Origin of the sequence: Microvirga sp. BSC39 (assembly GCF_000739015.1) — a bacterium.
GTDB lineage: Bacteria > Pseudomonadota > Alphaproteobacteria > Rhizobiales > Beijerinckiaceae > Microvirga.
Window position 1 is genome coordinate 58763 of the sequence record NZ_JPUG01000070.1, and the last position, 23147, is coordinate 81909.

18 protein-coding genes are annotated in these 23147 nt (G+C 67.0%); 9 read left to right on the forward strand and 9 right to left on the reverse strand.

What is annotated here, in order from left to right:
- The first annotated feature begins 68 nt into the window (after positions 1–68).
- The 9 genes from MA07_RS17965 (at position 69) to trxA (ending at position 14840) form a co-directional block, all read left to right on the forward strand.
- The gene (locus MA07_RS17965) at positions 69–470 is read left to right on the forward strand and encodes a PTS sugar transporter subunit IIA (RefSeq protein ID WP_036354159.1); all 402 of its coding nucleotides are present in this window, start codon (positions 69–71) and stop codon (positions 468–470) included.
- A gap of 5 nt (positions 471–475) precedes the next feature.
- Positions 476–796: an HPr family phosphocarrier protein gene (locus MA07_RS17970; protein ID WP_036354162.1), complete on the forward strand. Its 321-nt coding sequence runs from the start codon at positions 476–478 to the stop codon at positions 794–796.
- Positions 797–1072: 276 nt separating this feature from the next.
- The gene (gene ahcY, locus MA07_RS17975; RefSeq protein WP_036354166.1) at positions 1073–2473 is read left to right on the forward strand and encodes an adenosylhomocysteinase; all 1401 of its coding nucleotides are present in this window, start codon (positions 1073–1075) and stop codon (positions 2471–2473) included.
- A gap of 362 nt (positions 2474–2835) precedes the next feature.
- Positions 2836–5403, forward strand: coding sequence for a PAS domain-containing sensor histidine kinase (locus MA07_RS17980; protein ID WP_052003288.1), 2568 nt, complete (start codon positions 2836–2838; stop codon positions 5401–5403).
- A gap of 29 nt (positions 5404–5432) precedes the next feature.
- The gene (tsaE, locus tag MA07_RS17985; RefSeq protein WP_036354169.1) at positions 5433–6998 is read left to right on the forward strand and encodes a tRNA (adenosine(37)-N6)-threonylcarbamoyltransferase complex ATPase subunit type 1 TsaE; all 1566 of its coding nucleotides are present in this window, start codon (positions 5433–5435) and stop codon (positions 6996–6998) included.
- A 9-nt stretch (positions 6999–7007) separates the two neighbouring features.
- Positions 7008–7742 (forward strand): nucleotidyltransferase family protein, encoded by a 735-nt coding sequence (locus MA07_RS17990; RefSeq protein WP_036354172.1) that lies wholly within the window; start codon positions 7008–7010, stop codon positions 7740–7742.
- Between the two features lie 21 nt (positions 7743–7763).
- Positions 7764–10979, forward strand: a complete 3216-nt coding sequence (gene addB, locus MA07_RS17995; protein ID WP_052003289.1) for a double-strand break repair protein AddB — start codon at positions 7764–7766, stop codon at positions 10977–10979.
- Complete coding sequence (gene addA / locus MA07_RS18000) at positions 10976–14416, forward strand: double-strand break repair helicase AddA (protein ID WP_036354179.1); 3441 nt, start codon at positions 10976–10978, stop codon at positions 14414–14416. Before addB ends, addA begins: the two co-directional genes overlap by 4 nt.
- Before the next feature lie 103 nt (positions 14417–14519).
- Entirely contained in the window at positions 14520–14840 is a 321-nt protein-coding gene (gene trxA / locus MA07_RS18005) for a thioredoxin (RefSeq protein WP_036354183.1), read from the forward strand.
- A gap of 294 nt (positions 14841–15134) precedes the next feature.
- Here the strand turns inward: trxA and MA07_RS18010 are convergent, their stop codons facing one another.
- From MA07_RS18010 to sppA, 9 genes are all read right to left on the reverse strand, one after another.
- Positions 15135–16460, reverse strand: coding sequence for a folylpolyglutamate synthase/dihydrofolate synthase family protein (locus MA07_RS18010; RefSeq protein ID WP_036354186.1), 1326 nt, complete (start codon positions 16458–16460; stop codon positions 15135–15137).
- A 14-nt stretch (positions 16461–16474) separates the two neighbouring features.
- Positions 16475–17383 (reverse strand): acetyl-CoA carboxylase, carboxyltransferase subunit beta, encoded by a 909-nt coding sequence (gene accD, locus MA07_RS18015; protein WP_036354190.1) that lies wholly within the window; start codon positions 17381–17383, stop codon positions 16475–16477.
- Positions 17384–17485: 102 nt separating this feature from the next.
- Positions 17486–18325: a tryptophan synthase subunit alpha gene (gene trpA / locus MA07_RS18020; protein ID WP_036354585.1), complete on the reverse strand. Its 840-nt coding sequence runs from the start codon at positions 18323–18325 to the stop codon at positions 17486–17488.
- 145 nt (positions 18326–18470) lie between these two features.
- Entirely contained in the window at positions 18471–19691 is a 1221-nt protein-coding gene (trpB, locus tag MA07_RS18025; RefSeq protein WP_036354193.1) for a tryptophan synthase subunit beta, read from the reverse strand.
- A 57-nt stretch (positions 19692–19748) separates the two neighbouring features.
- Entirely contained in the window at positions 19749–20408 is a 660-nt protein-coding gene (locus MA07_RS18030) for a phosphoribosylanthranilate isomerase (RefSeq protein WP_036354196.1), read from the reverse strand.
- 10 nt (positions 20409–20418) lie between these two features.
- On the reverse strand, positions 20419–21366 hold the full coding sequence (locus tag MA07_RS18035; RefSeq protein WP_036354199.1) for an ornithine cyclodeaminase family protein: 948 nt from the start codon (positions 21364–21366) through the stop codon (positions 20419–20421).
- A gap of 13 nt (positions 21367–21379) precedes the next feature.
- A complete protein-coding gene (locus tag MA07_RS18040) occupies positions 21380–21733 on the reverse strand; it encodes a LapA family protein (RefSeq protein ID WP_036354588.1) in 354 nt (117 codons plus the stop codon).
- 28 nt (positions 21734–21761) lie between these two features.
- Positions 21762–22076, reverse strand: coding sequence for an integration host factor subunit beta (gene ihfB, locus MA07_RS18045; protein WP_036354203.1), 315 nt, complete (start codon positions 22074–22076; stop codon positions 21762–21764).
- Positions 22077–22102: 26 nt separating this feature from the next.
- A complete protein-coding gene (sppA, locus tag MA07_RS18050) occupies positions 22103–23068 on the reverse strand; it encodes a signal peptide peptidase SppA (RefSeq protein ID WP_036354206.1) in 966 nt (321 codons plus the stop codon).
- Positions 23069–23147 lie beyond the last annotated feature (79 nt).

Genomic DNA, 23147 nt, shown 5'->3' on the forward strand with positions numbered 1-23147 from the left:
TCTTGCGCTTGGCTTCGCGGTGCACAAAATAGCGGCTCCGCTCTCGGAGCGTTCGGACCTGTAACATTATGATTGGAATGGTGCTCGTCACCCACGGGCAGCTCGCGACCGAATTCAAAGCGGCGCTCGAGCATGTGGTGGGACCTCAAGAGCAGCTTGAGACGATCACGATCGGCCCCGATGACGATATGGAGACACGGCGCAAGGACATCATGGACGCTGTGTGCCGGGTCAATTCGGGCCAGGGGGTCGTGGTTTTGACGGACATGTTCGGAGGCACTCCCTCCAACCTGGCTCTGTCCTGCATGAATGGCGGCTCCGTCGAGGTGGTGGCCGGCATCAACCTGCCCATGCTCATCAAGCTTGCCAGCGTGCGCGACGAGGAGCCCCTGATCGACGCGGTGTCCCATGCCCAGGAGGCGGGGCGCAAGTACATCAACATCGCCTCGCGCGTCCTCTCGGGAAAGTAACCAGCATGGACCGGCTCAGCGACGAGGATTGCCCCCCTGCTCCTGTGCCTGACGGGGCCGAGGTCCGTGAACTGCCCATCATCAATCGCCGCGGCCTGCATGCCCGCGCCTCGGCCAAGTTCGTCCAGACCGTCGAGCGCTTCGACGCCGACGTGACCGTCACCCGCTGCGGCGAGACCGTGGGCGGACGCTCCATCATGGGCCTTCTCACGCTGGCCGCCGCCCAGGGCACAACGATCACGGTCACGGCCAAGGGAGCCGACGCGCCGGCCTGCCTGCAGGCCATCGACGACCTCCTCGCCAACAGGTTCGGCGAGGACGAGTAGGCTCCAAGGAGCTCCCTCAGCCCGAAGCACCCTGCACGACCCCTTGCTCCCCACGTCGTCAGCGGCCTTGTACCGGTGATCCCGGTCAGTCGAAGCACGGCGTTCTTCCGTATCGAGATGGCCGGACGGGCCCGGCCATGACGGGAGAGGTACCAGTGCTGGTCTAACTCTCCGCAAAACATATAAAGACATCTTTATATCTTGATTGCCTCTGCCCCGGCTCTCTGGTAGAGACGGCGCCAATTCACCTGGAACTGGTGCAACAGAGAGGCCATCATGGCACAGGATTACATCGTCAAAGACATCGGCTTGGCCGAGTTCGGCCGCAAGGAAATCTCGATCGCCGAGACCGAGATGCCGGGCCTCATGGCCATCCGCGAGGAATACGGCCCGAAGCAGCCCCTCAAGGGCGCCCGCATCGCCGGCTCGCTCCACATGACCATCCAGACCGCGGTGCTGATCGAGACCCTGAAGGCTCTCGGCGCCGACATCCGCTGGGTGTCCTGCAACATCTATTCCACCCAGGATCACGCCGCCGCCGCCATCGCGGCTGCCGGCATCCCGGTCTTCGCCTATAAGGGCGAGACCCTGCAGGAGTACTGGGAGTACACCGCCAAGCTGTTCGACTGGCACGACGGCGGCATGCCCAACATGATCCTCGACGATGGCGGCGACGCCACCATGCTGGTCCATCTCGGCCTGCGCGCCGAGCAGGGCGACACCGCCTTCCTGGACAAGCCGGGCTCCGAGGAGGAGGAGGTGTTCTTCGCGTTGGTCAAGCGCCTGCTCTCCGAGAAGCCGAAGGGCTGGTTCGCGGGTCTGGCCGAGTCGATCAAGGGCGTGTCGGAGGAGACCACCACGGGCGTGCACCGCCTCTACATCATGGAGAAGGAGGGCAAGCTCCTCTTCCCGGCGATCAACGTCAACGACTCGGTCACCAAGTCCAAGTTCGACAACCTCTACGGCTGCCGTGAGTCCCTCGTCGACGGCATCCGCCGCGGCACCGACGTGATGATGGCCGGCAAGGTTGCCATGGTGGCGGGCTTCGGCGACGTGGGCAAGGGCTCGGCCGCCTCATTGCGCCAGGCCGGCTGCCGCGTGCTGGTGTCGGAGGTCGACCCGATCTGCGCCCTTCAGGCCGCCATGGAAGGCTATGAGGTCACCACGATGGAAGACGCGGCCCCCCGCGCCGACATCTTCGTCACCGCCACCGGCAACAAGGACGTGATCACCCTCGACCACATGCGCGCCATGAAGGACCGGGCGATCGTCTGCAACATCGGCCACTTCGACAACGAGATCCAGGTCGCTGGCCTCAAGAACCTCAAGTGGGACAACGTGAAGCCGCAGGTGGACGAGATCACGTTCCCCGACGGCCACCGCATCATCCTGCTGTCGGAAGGCCGCCTCGTGAACCTGGGCAACGCCATGGGTCACCCGTCCTTCGTGATGTCGGCCTCGTTCGCGAACCAGACGCTCGCCCAGATCGAGCTCTTCGCCAACCAGGGCAAGTACGAGCGCAAGGTCTACACCCTGCCCAAGCACCTGGACGAGAAGGTTGCCGCCCTGCATCTCGAAAAGATCGGCGTGAAGCTCACCAAGCTGCGCCCCGATCAGGCGTCCTATATCGGCGTGTCGGAGAAGGGCCCGTTCAAGCCGGATCACTACCGCTACTGATCGTCCCCTGGTCTACGAACCGCGAAAGCCCGGCACTCCGCCGGGCTTTTTCTTTGCCTGAAGGTGAGCGAATCGACAGAGTGTCGCACCGGCATGTGTGTGACCGGATTGCAATATGGTTCGACGAATTGCGCACAGGTTCTCCAAAGGAAGTTTAAGCCGGTGTTAACCCTCTTCCTGGCGGAGTCGGGGGTAGTCTAAGGTGAACACGAATCGACCGGCTGTGCTTCGGCATCGAACCTGCGCCGGCAGTTCCGTTCATGCGTAGACGGTTGACCTCTGCGGCGTCGGAAGGCGCAGTCGAGGATTGATCCAACTTGGCCCGATAACCGGGCCGCCAACACGGGAAGGACAGCAACGGCATGGCCGGGCTTGGGGAGCGACACGACCGCAGCGGAGACGGGAGAAGCCTTCTCGTCGGGCCAGCCCGTGCGTCCCTGTCCTTGATGTTGCTCGCCGGCACCTCCCACGCGGCCCTGGCCGACGATCTGCTGACGCCCCTCACCGAGAAGGCCACCGACCTCCTCGGGTTCCTGCACAGCTTCGACCTGCACAACGCCGTCTATTTCGGCCTCTTCATGGGCCTTGTGGCGACCTCGACCATCACGTCCCTGTTGCTGCGTCATGAGTGGAGACGATCGGAGCGCATGGAGCGGACCCTGCGCAACGAGCTCAGCGCTTTGCGCGGCGCGGACGACTTGGCCGCTCTTCTGATGGGCTCGGAGCGCCAGCTCCTGATCAGCTGGCACGGCCGCGACGGCGAGCCGCGCTTCCAGGGCGATCCGTCCATCATCGGCGAGAATGCCCCGGCCCAGCGGGCGCTGGCCTTCGGCACCTGGCTGAGCCCCGCCGATGCCGCCGCCGTGGAAGGCGCACTCGAGCAGCTCAAACTCCGGGGCCAGGCCTTCCGCCTCACGGCGCGCTGCACCGGCACCCGCTTCATCGACGTGGAGGGGCGCACCATCGGCGGCCGGGCGATCCTGCGCCTGCGCGACGTGACCGGCGACCGGGCCGAACTGCTGAAGGTCCAGGGACAGCTGGCGACCGCGCGCAGCGATCTGCGCTCCATGACGATGCTGCTCGACGACGTCGCCTATCCGCTCTGGATCCGCGATACGGACGACCGGCTGCTCTGGGCGAACCAGGCCTATCTGCGCTCGGTCGAGGCCCGCGATCTCGACGATGCCATCGGTCGCTCCCTCGAACTCCTCGGCGCGCCGACCCGCGAAGAGGCGCGGCGCAAGCGCCAATCGGGCGCCACCTATTCCGGCCGTTTGACGGCCGTCGTCGCCGGGCACCGCGCCGTGCTCGACGTGATCGAGCGCCCGACGGCCGGCGGCAGCGCGGGTATCGCGGTCGACGTGTCGGAGCTGGAGGCGGTTCGCACCGATCTGCAGCGCCAGATGGATGCTCATGTGCGTACCCTCGATCAGCTGCCCACGGCGGTGGCGATCTTCGACGGCGCGCAGAACCTCATCTTCAGCAATTCCGCCTATCAGCGGCTCTGGGGCCTCGACGCCGCGTTTCTCGCGTCGCGCCCGTCCGACAGCGAGGTTCTGGACCGCCTTCGCGCCGCCAGAAAACTTCCCGAGCAGGCGGATTTCCGCGCCTGGAAGGCCGATTTCCTGCAGGGCTATCGCTCCGTCGAGCAGCAGGAGACCTGGTGGCACCTGCCCGACCGCCGCACCCTGCGCGTGGTCGTCAATCCCAATCCGCAGGGCGGCGTGACCTATCTGTTCGACGACGTGAGCGAACGCTTCGAGCTCGCCTCGCAGGTTCATTCGCTCACCCGCGTGCAGAGCGAGACCCTCGACACCTTGAAGGAAGGCGTGGCCGTGTTCGGCTCCGACGGCCGACTCAAGCTGCACAACCGCGCCTTCGCCGACATGTGGAGTCTCGCAGCCGAGATGACGGCCGCGAACCCGCATATCGATACGGTGATCAAGGCCTGCCGCTCCCTGTCGCCGCGCGACGAGCCGTGGATCGACATCCGCGGCGCGGTGGCGGGCCTGGCCGACATGCGCATGGGCCTGTCCTGCCGCATCGAGCGGCTCGACGGCTCGGCGCTCGACTGCACGGCGCAGCCCCTGCCTGACGGCGCAACGTTGCTGAGCTTCACCGACGTGACCGCGAGCGTGAACGTGGAGCGCGCGCTCACCGAGCGCAACGATGCGCTGCAGCGCGCCTCGCGCCTGCGCGACGAATTCGTGCATCACGTGTCCTACGAGCTGCGCTCGCCGCTCACCAACATCATCGGCTTCACGCAGCTGCTCGGCGACGAAACGGTGGGCGCGCTCAACCCGCGCCAGCGCGATTACGCCGATCACATCATGCGCTCCTCGGCGGCGCTGCTGGCGATCCTCAACGACATTCTCGATCTCGCCTCCATCGACACGGGCTCCCTCGAGCTCAGCCCCGAGATCGTCGACATCCGCTCCACCATCGAGGCTGCGATGCGCGGGCTTGAGGATCGTCTCGCCGAGTCCTCGCTGCATCTTGTCATCGACGCGCCGGACGACATCGGCACGTTTGTCGCCGACGGCAAGCGCGTGCGCCAGATCCTGTTCAACCTGCTCTCCAACGCAGTCGGCTTCTCCTCGCCCGGCCAGACGATCCGTGTCTCGGCGCGCAAGCGCGGCGGTGAGGTGATCTTCGAAGTGAAGGACCAGGGCCGCGGCATTCCGCCGGAGGTTAAAGCCCGCGTCTTCGAGCGGTTCGAGAGCCACACATTAGGCACCCGCCACCGCGGCGTAGGCCTTGGGCTGTCGATCGTGCGCTCCTTCGTGGAGCTCCACGGCGGGCGTATCGACATCTCGTCCGCGCCGGGCCAGGGCACCACGGTCACCTGCATCTTCCCGAACGAGCGGCACGAGACCCCGTCCGATGGCCGATCCGCGCAATCTGCGCTAACTCCCATCGCAGCCGAGTAGGAACAGCGATAGTGAATGGACCGGCCCTCATGCCCGAGCAGGACATTTTGCAGGCTGCATGGATCGTGACGCTTCCCGACCATGAGGCGACGGAGCGTTTCGCTCGCGTGTTGGCCGAGGAGCTGAAAGCCGGCGACCTCGTCACCCTCTCGGGCGGCCTTGGGGCCGGCAAGACGACGCTTGCCCGCGCCCTCGTGCGCATTCTCGCGGGCGACCCGGAACTCGAGGTCCCAAGCCCCACCTTCACCCTGATGCAGGTCTATGACGGCCCGCGCAGCCCCATCGTCCATGCGGATTTCTACCGCCTGGCCGGCGGGTACGAGCTGGTGGAGCTGGGCTGGGACGAGATGACCGAGAACGCGATCTCCCTCGTCGAGTGGCCGGAGCGCGCCGAGGATGCGCTCAAATCCGAGCATCTCGACATCCGCCTCGATTTCGCCCCCGGCGGCCAGGGCAAGGGCCGCCTCGTCATGCTCACCGGCACCGGCGCCTTCGCATCCCGGCTGCAGCGCATGAAGGCCTACCGCAACCTCGTGGAGCGTTGCGGCTGGGGCGATGCCAAGCGCCATCCGATGACGGCCGACGCCTCCGTGATCCGCTCCTACGAGCGCCTCGTGAAGCCCGACGGCTCGACCGCGCTCCTGATGATCTCGCCCCCGCGCCCCGTCGGGCCCGCCGTGCGGCGCGGCAAGCCCTACACCACCATCGCCAAGCTCGCCGAGACGGTCCATGCGTTCGTGGCCATGGACAAGGGCCTGCGGGCTCTGGGCTTCAGCGCGCCCTACATCTACGGCGAGGAGCTGGAGGCGGGCCTCCTTCTCATCGAGGATCTCGGCGCCGAAACCGTGACCGACGAGAACGGGCCGATTCCGGATCGCTATGCGGAGGCCACGCGTCTTCTCGCACAGCTCCATGGCCAGACCCTGCCGCAGGTGCTGCCCGTCACCGACGGCGTCGACCACACGATTCCGGCCTACGATCTCGAAGCGCTCCTGATCGAGGTGGAGCTGCTGCTCGACTGGTACGTGCCGCACATCATCGGCACCCAGCTCTCGGGCTCGGTGCGGGCGGAATTCGTCAATCTGTGGACCGAGACCCTGGGCGAGGTTCTCTCCGCGCCTGTGAGCTGGACCCTGCGCGACTATCATTCGCCGAACCTGATCTGGCTGCCGGAGCGCGAGGGCCTGCAGCGGGTCGGCATGATCGACTTCCAGGACGCAGTGCTGGGCTCGCCGGCCTACGACGTCGCCTCGCTCCTGCAGGATGCGCGCGTGACCGTGCCGCCGGAGCTCGAACTCAAGCTCATCGGCCTCTATGCCCGCGACCGGAAGGCCGCCGACCCGAGCTTCGACGTGTCGGCCTTCGCCCGGGCCTACGCCATCATGGCGGGCCAGCGCGCCACCAAGATCCTCGGCATCTTCGCCCGCCTCGACCGGCGGGACGGCAAGCCGCACTACCTCAAGCACCTGCCGCGGATCGAATCCTACCTCGTCCGCAACCTCGCCCATCCGGCCCTGGGGAAGCTCAAGGGCTGGTACGAGACCCATCTGCCGCGGCTCATTCCGCCCGCGGACGAAGCCCCTCCCGAATCCTGAGCCAGTCCTTTGCCCCAGACCTCTCCGCATGCGCCCCGTAAAGCCATCGTCCTCGCTGCAGGTTTGGGCAAGCGCATGCTGCAGATCACGGCAACCATGCCGAAGCCCCTGGTGAAGGTGGCGGGCCGGAGCCTGATCGACTTCGCCCTCGATAAGCTGCACGAGGCCGGAGTCGAGACGGTGGTGGTGAACGTGCACCATTTCGCCGACATGCTGGAGGCGCATCTGCGTGGCCGCGAGACGCCCCGGATCGTGATCTCCGACGAGCGCGCCGAGCTTCTGGAAACCGGCGGCGGCGTGAAGAAGGCCCTGCCGCTTTTGGGCGACGAACCCTTCATCACCTTCAATTCCGATTCGCTCTGGATCGAAGGCGAGGCACCCAATCTCAAGCGCCTTGTGGCTGCCTGGGACCCGGACAGGATGGACATCCTGATGCTCGTGGCGCCGTTATCCACAAGCATCGGATTCGAAGGCCGGGGCGATTTTCATCAGGACGAGAGCGGCCGTCTGCGCCGTCGCGGAACCGACGACAGCGCTCCTTTCGCCTATGCAGGGGTCGCCATCGTGAAGCCGGAACTGGTTCACGGCACGCCGGACGGAGCCTTTTCCGCCAACGCCTTCTACGACCGCGCCATCGCAAAGGAGCGCCTCTACGGCTTGTGCCTGGAGGGGCAGTGGCTGCATGTTGGAGAGCCGCAGGCCATTGCCGAGGCCGAACGATGCCTCGCCGCCAGCAAGCCGTGAGAGTGTGAGGTGCCGAACAGTATGACCCGGAAAAGTGGGAACCGGTTTTCCGACCAGGTCATACATGATTCAAAGACTTTGCCGCGTGTCTTTTCGATCCCTCCGGGTTGCGCCTTCCTGCCGACCCTGGTGGACGCGCTGTTCGACGGCCGCCTCGTCGGCCCGCTTCCTGATGATCCCGCGGCTCTGGCCGACATCACGATCTATGTTCCCAACCGCCGCGCCACCCGGGCGCTGATCGCGCTGCTGGCCGAACGGGGCGACGGCCGGGCGCAGCTCCTGCCGCGTATCGTGCCGCTCGGCGAAACCGACGAAGCCGAATTCGAGCTGACGGGCCTTGAGGGCACGCCGCTGCAGGAGGCCGCGAGCCTGAAACCGCCGATCCCGCCGTTGGAGCGCCGCCTTATCCTCACGCGGCTCGTGCAGCGCTGGTCGGCGGAAGTGGACCGGGCGCTGCTGCAGATCGGCCCCGAGGTGCCCTTCATGGTGCCGGCCTCGCCCGCCGATGCGGTGAACCTCGCGGGCGATCTCGAGACCCTGATGGATGCCTTCACGACGGAAGGCATCGACTGGCACGCGCTCGAACTCGCTGTTGATGCGGATTATTCCAAGTATTTCGAGATCACCCGTCATTTCGTGCAGATCGCGAGCGAGTACTGGCCCAAGATCCTGGCCGACCGGCAGGCAAGCGACCCGGCGCAGCGACGCAACACGCTGTTGGACGCGGAAGCGAAGCGCCTCACCCGCGAGCGCCCGGAGCATCCGATCATCGTGGCGGGCTCGACCGGTTCGGTGCCGGCGACGGCGAACCTGATGGGCGTGATCGCACGCCTGCCCAAGGGCGCCATCGTGCTGCCCGGCCTCGACACGGATCTCGACGAGGAAAGCTGGTCCACCATCGGCGGACACGGCGATGACGAGACCGACCCGGTGCACAGCCATCCGCAGGCCTCGCTCCGCCGTCTGCTCGACAAGCACCTGCGCATTCCACGCTCCGCCGTCACCGTGCTCGGCGACACACCGGAGGCAGCAACAGCCCGCAATCATCTGCTCTCGGAGGCGCTCCGCCCAGCCGACACCACGGATCGTTGGGCGCTGATCTTAAACGAAGATCGTGTCGCCTTGAGCCGCAGCGGCTGCCAGGGCCTCGCCATCATCGAGGCGGCGGACGAGCGCGAAGAGGCGTTGTCCATCGCCATCGCGTTGCGCGAGACCATCGCTCGTCCGGGGCAAACGGCCGCCCTCGTGACGCCCGACCGCGCTCTTGCCGCGCGCGTGACCGCGGAACTCGCCCGCTGGGGCTTGAGCGTGGAGGATTCCGCCGGCATTCCTCTCTCCGATACGCCGGCCGGACGTCTCGCGCGGCTCGCCGCCGAAGCGGCGGCCGATGACTTGCGCCCCGTGCGGCTGCTGGCTTTGCTCGCCCATCCCCTGGTGCGCCTCGGGCTCCCGCGCGAGATCCTCGAACACGCGGCGAGCGTGCTCGAGATCGGCGTGCTGCGCGGCCCCGCACCCGCGCTCGGCATCGAAGGCATTCGCGCGGCGCTCGCCAGCCGCCGCGCGGAGAACAATCGTCGCGCACCGCGTCCGGTGAAGCGCCTGACGGAAGCCGACTGGGACCTTGCCGACGAGTTGCTGCAGCGACTCGGCGTGGCTTTCGACAGCTTCACGCCTGCCGTTCACGGCGAGGGCAGGCTCGATCTCATGGCCCTGGTGGAACACCATCGCCGGGCGGTGGAGTTGCTCTGGGCCGGGCCCGACGATGCCCCGGAGGAGCCCGACCAGGACACCTCCAGGGAAGCGCTCGCGGCGCTGTTCGACGATCTGGAGCACTCGGACATCCGCGCCGAGGAAGGCCATCCGCTCAGCGGTCGCTTCGTCGATTACCCGACCTTCTTCAACGCGCTCGCCAAACAGCGTTCTTTGAGCCCCTCGCCGCGCTCGACCCATCGCCGCCTGAAGATCCTCGGGCTGCTCGAAGCACGCCTGTTGTCCGTCGACCGCGTGGTGCTCGGCGGGCTGGACGAGGGCACCTGGCCGCCGCGCACGGTGACGGACGCGTTCCTCAACCGGCCGATGCGCTCGCGCGTGGGCCTGATGCCGCCGGAGCGGCGCATCGGCCAGACGGCGCACGACTTCGTGCAGGCGCTCGGCACCCATAACGTGGTGATCACCCGCGCCCACAAGCGCGACGGCTCGCCCATGGTGCCCTCGCGCTTCCTGCAGCGGCTCAAGGCCTTCACCGGCAAGGACACGTGGGAGCAGATGACGAAAGCCGGCGAGTATTATCGCCGCCTCGCACGCACCCTCGACACGCCTGAGCCCGCGCCGCCCCTGGCCCGTCCGCGCCCGAAGCCCGACCCGGCGCTGTTCCCGCGCAGTCTAAGCGTCACGGAGATCGAGACGCTGGTGCGCGACCCCTATTCGATCTTCGCGCGCCACATCCTCAAGCTCGATGCCCTCGACGCGCTCGCGGTCAGCCCGAGCGCGGCGGATCGCGGCACGATCATCCACGACGTGATCGGGACCTTCACGGAACGATATCCGAAAACGATTCCCGCTCACGCACTGGAAGAACTGCTCACCCTCGGCACGGATGCCTTTGCCGACATCGCGGAAGCCTATCCCGAACTCTACGCCGAGTGGTGGCCCCGCTTCACGCGACTCGCCACCGAATTCGTCGTATGGGAGCAGGCACGCCGTCCCGCGCTTGTCGATGTCTATGCGGAGCGTTCGGGCTCCCTGTCGATCCCGTTGCCGGACGGCTCGGTGTTCAACTTGCGCGCCCGCGCCGACCGCATCGAGCATCGCCGCGACGGCGGCTTTGCCATCATCGACTTCAAGACAGGCCAGCCGCCCGGCATCCGGGAAGTCTATGCCGGCTTCTCGCCGCAGCTGACCCTGGAGGCCATGATGCTGATGAAGGGCGCCTTCAAGGGCTTGCCGAAAGCCAAGGAAACGCCGGACCTCATCTACATCCACACCACCGGCGGGCGCGAGCCGATCAAGCCGCGCGAGATCGGACCGACGGCTAAGGAAACGCGCTCCGTCGCGGAGATCGTGGAAGAACATCGCCTCCGCTTCGAGGGCATGATCGCGCGCTACGCCAAGGGCGAAGCCGCCTATCTCTCGCGTCCCTTCCCCAAATATGCGCGGCGCTTCTCGGAATACGACCATCTGGCGCGGGTGAAGGAATGGTCGCTCGCCAGCGCAGGCGGCGGAGAGGGCTTCGAATGAGCACCGATCTCGTCATCCCGCAATACACCAAGGATGCGCAGCGCCGCGCCGCGAACCCGCGCGCTTCCGCCTGGGTGTCGGCCAATGCGGGCGCGGGCAAAACCAAGGTGCTGACCGATCGCGTGGTGCGCCTGCTGCTCAGCGGTTCGCTGCCGGGCCGAATCCTGTGCCTCACCTTCACCAAGGCGGCTGCCGCCAACATGGCGATCCGCGTCTTCGAGCGTCTCGGGCGCTGGGTGACGCTCGACGAGGACAGCCTCGTCGCGGAGCTGACGGAGCTGGAAGGCGAGAGGCCGACCCGCAAGCAGGTGAAGCTCGCGCGCACGCTGTTCGCCCGCGCGGTGGAAACGCCCGGCGGCCTGAAGATCGACACCATTCACGCCTTCTGCGAGCGGCTCCTGCATCTCGTGCCCTTCGAGGCCAATGTGCCGGCGCGCTTTGCGGTGCTCGACGAGAGCCAGATGAAGGAGATGCTGGCGCAGGCAACCGCCAACGTCATGGCCGATGCGGCGAGCGGAAGTGAGGACTACGCCGCCCTGGCCGAAGCCCTCGACGTCATCAGCGTCGACGCCGTGGGCGATGCGCTCTCCTCCGCAATCAACGCGGCGTTGAAATGCAAGCCGTTCCTGCACGATCCCGCAGGTCCGATGCGGCTTCGCAGGGAACTCGGGCTTGCCCCGGACGAGACGCTCGAATCCATCGAGCGCACCATGCTGGAAGGCGGCCTCAAGCCGGAGACCTGGCCTGCCATCGCACAGGAACTGCTTGGCGGAAAAGCGACCGATCAGAAGCGCGCCGCGTCCCTCATCGCAGCCGCCGAGTCCAAGGAACTACCTGAGAAGCTGGAGAACTATCTCTCGGTGTTTCTCACCGACGGCGGCACGCCGCGCAAGGGTTCGGCCTTCCTCACCAAGGATGTGAGCGAGAACCTGAAGGACGAGCTGCTGCGCGAGCAGGAGCGCGTGTGCTCGCTCATCGACAAGCGCAAGGCCGCGCGTGCGGCCGAACGTACGGTTGCGCTGTTCACGCTGGCGGCCGAGATCCACACCCGCGTCGAGCAGGCGAAGATGCGCCTCGGCGCCCTCGACTTCCAGGATCTCATCGACAAGACCCTGGCGCTGCTGTCGCGCGGCGACACCGCCTGGGTGCTCTACAAGCTCGATCGCGGCATCGACCATGTGCTCATCGACGAGGCGCAGGACACGAACCCGGAGCAATGGGAGATCCTGCGCAGGATCACGGAGGATTTCACCTCCGGCGCCGGCGCGGCTGGCGGTCGCGTGCGCACGCTCTTTGCGGTGGGCGATCCCAAACAGTCGATCTACGGCTTTCAGGGTGCCGCCCCGCAGGAATTCGAAACCACCCGCCGCAGCTGGTCGCAGAAGGTGCGTGAAGCGGAACTCGCCTTCGAAGACGTGTCGCTCACCATGTCGTTCCGCTCAGGTAAAGCCGTGCTCTCGGCGGTGGACGCGACGTTTGCGGTCGACCGGCACTTCAAGGGCCTGTCCTTCGAGGACAAGGCCGTCGGCACCGTGCACGAGAGCGCACGCCCCCATGCGCCGGGCCTCGTGGAGCTGTGGCCCGTCGAAGCGCCGGCCGACGAAGAGGAGCCCGAGGCCTGGGTTCTGCCTATCGACGAGCCCGAGCAGCAATCCCCGCCCGTGGTGGTGGCGCGGCGCATCGCGCAGGCCGTGAAGTGCTGGACCACCAAGGGCGACGAGATGGGCCGCCTGTGGAAGGCCGGCGACATTCTCGTGCTGGTGCGCAAGCGCGGCGCAGCCTTCGAGGCGGTGATCCGCGCGCTGAAAGAAGCCGGCGTGCCGGTGGCGGGCGCCGACCGCCTCAACATCGGCGAGCACATCGCCGTGCTCGATCTGGTGGCGGCGGGACGCGCGGCGCTGCTGCCGGATGACGACCTCACGCTGGCAACGGCGTTGAAGTCTCCGCTCGTGGGCCTGAACGACGACGACCTCATCCGCATCGCGGCCGATCGCCCGGAGGAGGAATCGCTCCACGCAGCTCTGGCACGTCATGCAGAGGCTGGCGACGCGAAGGCCAAGCGCGGATGCGAGGCGCTCGCCGCATGGCGCGAGCTGGCCCGCATGCACGGTCCCTTCGGCTTCTTCGCCACCCTGCTTGGGCCTCGCGGCGGTCGCTCGCTGCTCGTGGCGCGGCTCGGGAGCGAAGCGGGCGATGCCATCGACGCCTTCCTGTGCTTCGCGCACCAGTCGGAGATGATGGAGACGCCGTCGCTCGCCTTTTTCCTCAGCCGGTTCGAATCGGCCGAACACACGATCAAGCGCGACCTCGACTCCGTGAACAACGAAGTGCGCGTGATGACCGTGCACGGGGCCAAGGGCCTGGAAGCGTCCGTCGTGGTGCTCATCGACGGCTGCGAGGTCCTGGGCCGCGATTCGCCGCTGCTGCAGCTGCAGACGAAGTCGGGCGACAGGATCCCCGTCTGGGCGCCGGGCAAGAATTCCGATTCCGGCGTCATGATGCTGGCCCGCGAGATCCTGCACGCGAAGGGTCACGAGGAACACAACCGGCTGCTCTATGTGGCCATGACCCGCGCCAAGGACCGGCTGGTGATCGCGCCTTATCTCACCGGCAAGAAGGAGTCGCCGCAGGAGGCCTGGTGCGAGATGATCCGCCATGGTCTGGTCGCGAAGGCCGGCGGCCTGGAGCTCGACAAGGCGCCCTACGGCCCGATCTCCGTGTGGCGCGACGGCTCGCCCCTGGCGCGCACCCTTGTCGCCGAGTCGGACGTTCCGCTGCTCGATCCCATCGCCGTGCCGGACTGGCTGACCAGCGCAGTGGCGCCGGAGCCCGAGCCCCTGCCCCCGATCCGCCCCTCCAGCGCGCTGGGTGCTGCCGACCGCATGACGCGGCCGGGCGACGGGCCCTATGCCCCCGAGGCGCGCCTGCGCGGCACCCTGGTCCATGCCCTGCTGGAGCGCCTGCCGGCCCTGTCGCCGGAGCACCGGGAGAGCATGGCCCGATCTTACGTGAAGGCCCGCGCCCCGCGTCTGGCAGGCGACCTGCGGGAATCGATTCTGGCCAATGCCCTTGCCGTTTTCGACCATCCCGACCTGAAGCCCCTGTTCGGCCAGGGCTCGCGGGCCGAGGCCCCCATCGCCGGGCGCGTGATGACGGCAGAGGGCGAACTCATGGTCTCGGGCCAGATCGATCGTCTTGCGGTGGTCGATGGGGAAGTGCTGGTCGCCGACTTCAAGACCACGGCCCGCCCTCCCCACCCCGGCCAGCCCCCGCCGCCTTCCTACGTGGCGCAGCTCGCCCTCTACCGGAGGCTGCTCGCGGAGATCTATCCGGGCCGGCAGATCCGCACCTTCCTGATCTGGACCTCGGGGCCGGTGATCCATGAGCTCATGGAACCGGAGCTGGAATCGGCACTTACCCTCATCAAAGCAGCGTGAAGGCAGGCGCTCTTGCTTGATTCCCGAAAGGCCGGTTCTTACCTTGGCCCTATAGCCGAGCGGCTCGGACATGAGTCGCGCTTCAAATGTCAAAGGTGATGTGATGGCGACCGTAAAGGTGACCGACGCAAACTTCGCACAGGACGTCCTGCAGTCCTCCGAGCCCGTCGTGGTCGATTTCTGGGCGGAATGGTGCGGTCCCTGCCGCATGATCGGCCCGGCCCTGGAAGAGATTTCCGACGAAATGGCCGGCAAGGTGAAGATCGCCAAGCTCAACGTGGACGAAAACCCGCAGATCTCCTCCCAGCTCGGCATCCGGTCGATTCCGGCCCTGATGATGTTCAAGGACGGCAAGGTCGTGGCCCAGAAAGTCGGCGCCGCCCCCAAGGGCGAGCTCTCCCGCTGGATCCAGGCTTCGGCCTGATCGAGCCGCGATCTTGAGTTGATGAGAGGGGGCCGAAAGGCCCCTTTTCTTTTGAGCTCCGTCATTCCGGACGAGGCGTCAGCGGAGATCCGGGATCGTGCGCAGGGCATGGCGCCGGAACCACGACGCCGTCATCCCCGCGAAGGCGGGGATCCATAACCGCTGACGGTGCTAGCTAAAATACTGTCGTGGTTATGGATCCCGGGCTCTGCTGCGCAGCCCCGGGATGACAGAGCCGTATTCTGAGTACGATCCCGGATCGGCTGCACCGTCCGGGATGACGAGGTTTGAAGGCTATTCCGGCAGCGTGCCGTTCGCCGCCAGCACCTCGCCGGCCAGATACAGCGAGCCGCAGATCAGCACGCGGGGCGGGCGGTCCCAGACGTAGTTGTGGAGCGAGGCAAGCGCCGATTCGACGCTGGACGCGACCGAGGTGGTGAGCCCGACGCTGCCGGCGATACTTGCAACTTCCTCGGCCGGACGCGCGGCGATCTGGCCGGCAATCGGCACCGCGATCACCTCCCGGGCCAGCCCCGAGAAGTTCTTGAAGAAGGCCCCGGAATCCTTGGTGCCGAGCATGCCGGCGATGAGCACGAGGGGCGCGTCCGCGCGCTCGCTCTGGTCGGCCATGGCGGCGGCGAGCACCCGGCCCCCATCGGCGTTGTGGCCGCCGTCGAGCCAGATCTCGCAGCCGGACGGCGCGATCTCCGGCAGGCGGCCCCGGTTGAGGCGCTGCAGGCGGCCCGGCCATTCGGCGCGGGTGAGTCCCGCCTCGAACGCTTCAGCCTCGAAGCCTTCGAAACCGGCGGCGCGCAGCGCTGCAATCGCCGTGCCGGCGTTGATGAATTGATGGCGGCCGATGAGTTTCGGGCGCGGCAGGTCCAAGAGGCCCTTCTCGTCCTGGTAGACGAGGCGCCCGCCCTCCTCATGGACGGAGAAATCCTGCTGACCGACAAGAATGGGAGACGCGCCGATGCGCTCGGCCTCCTCGCGCAGGGTCTGGTCGGCCTCGAGATAATCCTGCGGGGCGATCACCGCCGGGCAGCCGCGCTTGAAAATGCCCGCCTTCTCGCCGGCAATCGCCTTCAAGGTCGTGCCGAGATATTCCGCGTGGTCGTGGCCGATGGACGTGACCACGGCGGCGGCAGGCCTGTCGATGACATTGGTGGCGTCGAAGCGGCCCCCTAAGCCCACTTCGAGCAGGAGCACGTCCGCGGGCTCCTCGGAGAAGATCAGCAGGGCGGCCGCGGTCGTGATCTCGAACACGGTGGTGGGCGCGCCCGCATTGACCGCCTCGCAGCGGCGGAAGGCCTCCACGAGCCGGTCCTCGGTGACGTACCGCCCCCCGCCGATGCGCCCGATCCGGATGCGCTCATGGAAGCGCACGAGGTGGGGCGAGGTATGGACATGGACGGCGAGCCCCGCGCTTTCCAGGATCGCCCGCATGAACGCGATGGTCGAGCCCTTGCCGTTGGTGCCCGCCACATGGATCACCGGGGGCAGGCGGCGCTCAGGGTGCCCGAGACTGGCCAGCAGCCGCTGGATGCGCCCGAGCGACAGGTCGATGGCCTTGGGGTGCAGGGCGAGAAAGCGCGCGATCAGCGCATCGGAGGAATCCATCGCCCTGGTCTCGCTTACTCGGCTGCCGCCGCCGTCACTTCAGGGGCGATCGGAGTTGCCGGTGCGCTCGCGGCGGGCGCCTTCGTGAAGAGGCGGGACAGGCGGGCGACGGTCGATTTGAGGTCGTGGCGATGCACGACCGCATCGACCATGCCGTGCTCCTTCAGGTATTCGGCGCGCTGGAAGCCGTCGGGCAGCTTCTCGCGGATGGTCTGCTCGATCACCCGCGGGCCAGCAAAGCCGATGAGTGCGCCGGGCTCGGCCAGATGCACGTCGCCGAGCATGGCATAGGACGCCGTCACGCCGCCCGTGGTCGGGTTGGTGAGCACGACGATGTAGGGCAGCCGCGCATCGCGTAGGCGGCGGATCGCCACCGTCGTGCGGGGCATCTGCATGAGGGAAAGGATGCCCTCCTGCATGCGCGCGCCGCCGGAGCCGGCGAAGAGCACGTAAGGGGTCTTCTTCTCGAGTGCCGTCTCGGCGCCTTTGACGAAGGCCTCGCCGGCCGCCATGCCGAGCGAGCCGCCCATGAAGCCGAAATCCTGCACGGCAATAGTCATCGGCAGGTCCTCGACCCGGCCGAAGCCCACCTTGAACGCATCCTGCTGGCCGGTCTTTGCGCGGGCGTCCTTCAGGCGGTCGATGTAGCGCTTCTCATCGCGGAATTTCAGCGGATCGACGGCCACTTCGGGCAGCGCGACGTCGAGCCAGGTCGCGCCGTCGAACATGAGCTGCAGGCGCTGGGTGGCGGAGATGCGCATGTGGTGGTTGGACCCGGGGATCACCCACTGGTTCGCCTCCACGTCCTTGTGGAACACCACCTGGCCCGTCTCCGGGCACTTGATCCAGAGATTGTCCGGCGTCTCGCGCTTGTTGAAGAGCGTCTTGATCTTCGGACGGACGACTTCGGAAATCCAGTTCATCGCTTCAATCCTCTCGTCATGGACGGGGCTTGCCCGGCCATCTCAGCGGACCACGCCGGAGGCGTGGCTGCCTGCACAACGGCATGACGTGCTCTGTATGTATTAGGCCGCGGCGCGTTTTGCCACCGAGCGCACGCCTTCGCTCAATTCCTTCACCAGCTTCGTCACCGCCTCGACCGACCCTGCCGTAGCGCGATCCTCGGCATCGAGGGTGCCCTTCAGCGCATCGATGAGCGCCGAGCCCACCACGACGCCGTCGGCGCCTTGCGCCACCGCCGCCGCATGCGCTCCGCTCTTGACGCCGAAGCCCACCACCACCGGCAGGGGCGTGTGGCGCTTGATCCGCTCGACCGCCGAGGCGACCTTGCCGAAATCCGGCGTCGCGGCGCCGGTGATGCCGGTGATCGACACGTAATAGACGAAGCCCGCCGTGTTCGTGAGCACCGCCGGCAGGCGCTTGTCGTCGGTGGTCGGGGTGGCAAGGCGGATGAAGGCCAAGCCTGCCTTGAGGGCCGGCAGACAGAGTTCGTCATCCTCCTCCGGCGGAAGATCCACCACGATCAGGCCGTCGACGCCAGCTTGCTTGGCGTCCTCAAGGAAGCGGTCGACCCCGTAGACGTAGATCGGGTTGAAATAGCCCATGAGGATCACGGGCGTGTCCCCATCCTCGGCCCGGAAGCGGCGGATGAGGTCGAGGGTCTTGACCGTATCCTGCCCGACTTTCAGCGCCCGCAGGCCCGCCGCCTGGATCGCCGGCCCGTCCGCCATGGGATCGGTGAAGGGCAGACCGAACTCGACGATGTCGGCACCGGCCCTGGGCAGGCTCTTGAGGATCTCGAGCGACGTCTCGGGATCCGGGTCGCCGGCCATCACATAGGTGACGAGAGCCGCGCGGCCTTCGGCGCGGCACTTCTTGAAACGGGCTTCGATGCGTTGGGTCATGGGCTGCGTCTTTAGCATGGGACTATGGGAATGACACGCGTGTCATTCCCGGCCGGAGCGCAGCGGAAGGGAATCCATCGCGCCGCGCCTGATCGTGGATCCCCTTCCCGGCCCTTCAGGCCGCCGGGGATGACACGGAGCCTTCTCAAACGATCTGATTGCCCAGATGCTCGGCGATCTGGAACAGGTCCTTGTCGCCGCGGCCTGAGATGTTGACCACCATCAGGTGATCCTTGGGCTTGGTTGGCGCGATCTCGACCACCTTGGCGAGCGCATGGGCAGGCTCGAGCGCCGGCAGGATGCCCTCGAGGCGCGAGCAGAGCTGGAAGGCGTCCAGGGCCTCCTGGTCGGTGGCGGAGATGTACTTGACCCGGCCCATCTCGTGCAGCCAGGCATGCTCCGGGCCGATGCCCGGATAGTCGAGGCCGGCCGAGATGGAATGGGCGTCGGCGATCTGGCCGTCGCGGTCCATGAGCAGGTAGGTGCGGTTGCCGTGCAGCACGCCCGGGCGACCGCCGGTGAGCGAAGCGGCGTGCAACTGGTCGAGCCCGTGGCCGGCCGCTTCCACGCCGTAGATCTCCACGTCCTTGTCGTCGAGGAACGGGTGGAACAGTCCGATGGCGTTGGAGCCGCCGCCAATGCAGGCGACGAGGGAATCCGGCAGGCGGCCTTCCGCCTGCATCATCTGCTCGCGGGTCTCGGTGCCGATCACGCACTGGAAATCGCGCACCATGGCCGGATACGGGTGCGGGCCCGCCACCGTGCCGATGCAGTAGAAGGTGTCGGCCACGTTGGTGACCCAGTCGCGCAGGGCCTCGTTCATGGCGTCCTTGAGCGTGCGGGTGCCGGACTGCACCGGCACCACCTTGGCGCCGAGCATGTTCATGCGGAACACGTTGGGCTTCTGCCGCTCCACGTCGACCGCGCCCATGTAGACGATGCACTCGAGCCCAAAGCGCGCGCACAGCGTCGCGGTGGCAACGCCATGCTGGCCGGCCCCGGTCTCGGCGATGATGCGCTTCTTGCCCATGCGGCGGGCGAGCAAGATCTGGCCCAGCACGTTGTTCACCTTGTGGGCGCCGGTATGGTTCAGCTCTTCGCGCTTGAAGTAGATCTTGGCCCCACCGAGATGCTCGGTCATGCGCTCCGCATAATAGAGCGGGCTCGGGCGGCCGATGTAATGGGTCGAGTAGCTCGCCATGTCGGCGTGGAAGGACGGGTCGTTCCGCGCCTCCTCATAGGCCTTTTCCAATTCGAGGATGTTCGGCATCAGGGTTTCGGCGACGAAACGTCCGCCGAACTGGCCGAAATGCCCGCGCTCGTCGGGGCCGGTGCGATAGGAATTGGGTTGAGCTTGAGCTGACACGGCCTGTCCTGCCTTGAAGGTCTTAGAAGCACGCCCGAACAGACGTGCCGTCCTGGTCTAGTGACGGGCAGCCGCGAAGGCTGTCCGGGCGGCCCTGATGAAGGCCACGATCCTGGCCGGATCCTTGAGACCCGGTCCGGTTTCCACCCCGGACGACACGTCGACGGCCCTGGGCTTCGTGAGCCGGATCGCCTCCGCCACGTTGTCGGGGTTGAGGCCTCCTGACAGCATGAAGGAAACCCGGGGGTCAAGCCCGTTCAGCAGCCGCCAGTCGAAGGAGATCCCGTTGCCGCCGGGCAAAGCATCAGTAGTGCGGGGCGGCTTGGCGTCGAGCAGGATGTGATCGGCGCCGGCGTAAGGGCTCAGAGCCTGGAGGTCGGACGGCTCCGCGACGCCCAGGGCCTTCATCACCGGCCGTTTGACCATGGAGCGGATCTCGGTCACGCGCTCGGGCGTCTCGCTCCCGTGCAGCTGGATCAGGTCGGGGTTGATGGCCTCGACCGCCTGGGCAATGTCCTCGTCGCCCGGATTGACCAGCAGGACGACGCGCTGCGCCCGCCCCTTGGCCTGCAGGGAGAGCTTGTGGCCCAGGTTGAGGCTCACATGGCGGGGGCTCTTGGCGAAGCGCACGAAGCCGACCATGTCCGCGCCTGCGCTCAGGGCGGCATCGAGGGTTTCGGGCGTGGAGAGCCCGCAGATTTTCACCAGGTTATCCATAGGAGGTAGTTTACAACACTTTCGCCAGCGAGCGCCACACCAGCATCGCCGCAGCCAAATCCTCCAGGGCGGCGCCTACCGACTTGAACGCGGTGATCACCGCAGGGCCGCGATGGGGGGCGCTGCGGCACAGGTCCGCGAGGGTTCCGCGGATGTGATCCTCGGTGATGGCGCCCCGGTGCAGGGCCAGGGCCACGTCGCCGCCCTCCGACTTGGCCGCCGGGGTGTCGATGTACACCTGCGCCCGGCGCAGGGCCTCGTCGTCCGCCTCGCGCATCTTGAGATTGAAGGCGCCCACGAGATCGAGATGCGCCCCCTCCTTGAGCCAGGCACCCTTGACCACGGGCGCGGTCGACAGCGTCGCGCAGGAGACCAGGTCGGCTCCCCGCACGGCGGCTTCCAGATCGGCTACGGCTGTGACGGGCAGGCCCTCGGCGCGAAGCTCGGCAGCCAGGCTTTCGGCCTTCTCCGGCCGGTGATTCCAGAGCGCCACCTCGCGGATCGGCCGCTGGCTCATATGGGCGCGGATGAGGAAGGGCGCCAGGGCGCCGGCCCCGACCATCACCATGCTGCTTGCATCCTGGCGGGCGAGCATGCGGGCCGCCAGCGCCGAGGCCGCGGCGGTGCGCCAGACGGTGAGGCGCGCGCCGTCGAGGACGGAGACCGGCTCGCCCGTTGTGCCGTCCATCAGCAGATAGGAGCCCATCACGCTGGGCAGGCTCCTGGCGCCGTTCTCGGGAAACACGGTGACGACCTTCACGCCGAGGAAGCCGTCCTGCATGGCAGGCCCGGTCCAGGACGGCATGAGCAGAAGCGTGCCGTGGCTGCCCGGACGCTCGACCTCGTGGTGATGCCGGACCGGGGTGACCATGTCGCCGCGAAACGCCTCGGCCAGGGCATCGATCAGGGCCGGAAAGGTGAGAACCCGATCGATCTCGGCAGAGGTGACGACGCGCATGTTGCTGGTGTTCTCAGAAGCTGCGGGCCGGTGCGGACGAGACCGTGGCCGGCAGGGTCGTGGTGGCGGGGCCCTGCGCCTTCAGGCGCTCGGTCTCATAGCGCAGCTGCCGGGTCTCGCGCCGAAGCTTCCGGCGCGACTTGCGGTTCTTGCCCTGAGCAAGCCAGCTCGCCGTGCCGCCGATCACCACGCCCAGCATCACGGCCGCGAAGATGACGGCGAACAGGGGCAGCTGGAACGCGAATTCCGGCGCTTCCTGCGAGAACGGGTCGAGGGACAGGGTCACCGGAGCCCGGTTCGCCACCGCGAGCAGGACGATCAGGATAGCGACCGGCAGGAGAATGAGCGCCTTCAGAAAGCGAATCACGAACACCTCTCGATATTTATCGGCAGATTTATTGGGCAGCCGCCGCCTTCATCACCTTCGGAGCCGGGGCATTGAGACGCTGACGCATTTCCTTGCCCGTCTTGAAGACCGGAACGACCTTTTCGGAGATGGAAACGGATTCGCCCGTGCGCGGGTTGCGGCCCGTGCGAGCATCGCGCTTTTTCACCGAAAAGGCCCCGAAGCCGCGCAGCTCCACCCGGTCGCCCCGGGACAGCGCATCCGCGATGGTGTCGAGGATCGCGTTCACGATCTTCTCCACGTCGCGCTGGTAGAGATGCGGGTTCTGCTCAGCGATCTTGAGCACGAGTTCGGATTTTATCATGGATGAGCTATATCTTTGACGTTGCTTTATTTTTCCAAAGGTTGCCAGACAGCCAGGAGGCCGTCAAGCCGTGCGATCTCGGCTTGCGCGGACGTCCGGCGCATAGCCTCGGCAACCCGCTCGAAGCCGAAGAGATCGGCCATCGTGGCGCTCGCGGCGAAAATCGAGATGTCGCGATCCGACCGCGGCTCCCAGTCGCGAATCGGCAGGTCCTTGGCCACGCCCTTTTCCTGCTCGAGCCAGGCCACCGCGTCACGCTCGCTGCCGATCTTGTCGACGAGCTTGAGGGGCACGGCCTGACGGCCGCTGAACACCTGACCCGTGGACGCGGTGGAGAGCTCGCCCTCGTTCAGGCGGCGGCGCTCGCGCACCAGGTTCTTGAACCAGTCGTAGGTGTCGTTGACCACCGCCTGCATGGCGGCCCGCGCCTCCGGCGAGGTCGGCGTGAAGGGGTTCGGCTCGGCTTTCAGCGGCGCGGACTTCACGGCCTCCACCTTCACGCCGATCTGGCCCATGAGGCCCGTGAGGTCGGGATATTGGAAGAGCACGCCGATGGAGCCGACGATCGAGGTCTCGCGCGCCACGATGTAGTCGGTGGCGATCGCCGTGATGTAGCCGCCGGAGGCCGCGGTGCCGTCCACGAAGGTGACGACCGGCTTCTTCTCGGCGAGGCGGCGGATGTTGCGGAAGAGCTCTTCCGATCCCGTGGTGGTGCCGCCGGGGCTGTTGATGGAGATCACCACGCCGGAGACCGCGGTCGACTCGCCCACCCGGCGCATCAGGTCGGCCATGCGCTGGTTGCCGGTGATCACCCCGTCGACGGAGATGCGGGCGATCTGGTTCTGGATCGTCCCATAGCCGGCCCGGTCGGCGGCGGCATAGCCGATGGCCGCAACCGCGGCGATCAACCCGGAGAATCCCGCCACCCGCCAGAAGGAGAGCTTGCGGCGCAGGCGGCGGCGGTCGGCAATGGCTTCGGCATCGATGGACATCGTCTGGTCTCTCGAAATCGTATCGTGCTGGGTTCGCACCGGGTGCGGGGGGAGCACCCTATTGCGAAGCCAGATAGGG

What these genes read in the sequence shown, in the direction of transcription:
- MA07_RS17965 (WP_036354159.1), top strand. Translation starts at nt 69, where the DNA reads ATGATTGGAATGGTGCTCGTCACCCACGGGCAGCTCGCGACCGAATTC.
- MA07_RS17970 (WP_036354162.1), top strand. Translation starts at nt 476, where the DNA reads ATGGACCGGCTCAGCGACGAGGATTGCCCCCCTGCTCCTGTGCCTGAC.
- ahcY (WP_036354166.1), top strand. Translation starts at nt 1,073, where the DNA reads ATGGCACAGGATTACATCGTCAAAGACATCGGCTTGGCCGAGTTCGGC.
- MA07_RS17980 (WP_052003288.1), top strand. Translation starts at nt 2,836, where the DNA reads ATGGCCGGGCTTGGGGAGCGACACGACCGCAGCGGAGACGGGAGAAGC.
- tsaE (WP_036354169.1), top strand. Translation starts at nt 5,433, where the DNA reads ATGCCCGAGCAGGACATTTTGCAGGCTGCATGGATCGTGACGCTTCCC.
- addB (WP_052003289.1), top strand. Translation starts at nt 7,764, where the DNA reads ATGACCCGGAAAAGTGGGAACCGGTTTTCCGACCAGGTCATACATGAT.
- addA (WP_036354179.1), top strand. Translation starts at nt 10,976, where the DNA reads ATGAGCACCGATCTCGTCATCCCGCAATACACCAAGGATGCGCAGCGC.
- trxA (WP_036354183.1), top strand. Translation starts at nt 14,520, where the DNA reads ATGGCGACCGTAAAGGTGACCGACGCAAACTTCGCACAGGACGTCCTG.
- MA07_RS18010 (WP_036354186.1), bottom strand. Translation starts at nt 16,460, where the DNA reads ATGGATTCCTCCGATGCGCTGATCGCGCGCTTTCTCGCCCTGCACCCC.
- accD (WP_036354190.1), bottom strand. Translation starts at nt 17,383, where the DNA reads ATGAACTGGATTTCCGAAGTCGTCCGTCCGAAGATCAAGACGCTCTTC.
- trpA (WP_036354585.1), bottom strand. Translation starts at nt 18,325, where the DNA reads ATGACCCAACGCATCGAAGCCCGTTTCAAGAAGTGCCGCGCCGAAGGC.
- MA07_RS18030 (WP_036354196.1), bottom strand. Translation starts at nt 20,408, where the DNA reads ATGGATAACCTGGTGAAAATCTGCGGGCTCTCCACGCCCGAAACCCTC.
- MA07_RS18035 (WP_036354199.1), bottom strand. Translation starts at nt 21,366, where the DNA reads ATGCGCGTCGTCACCTCTGCCGAGATCGATCGGGTTCTCACCTTTCCG.
- ihfB (WP_036354203.1), bottom strand. Translation starts at nt 22,076, where the DNA reads ATGATAAAATCCGAACTCGTGCTCAAGATCGCTGAGCAGAACCCGCAT.
- sppA (WP_036354206.1), bottom strand. Translation starts at nt 23,068, where the DNA reads ATGTCCATCGATGCCGAAGCCATTGCCGACCGCCGCCGCCTGCGCCGC.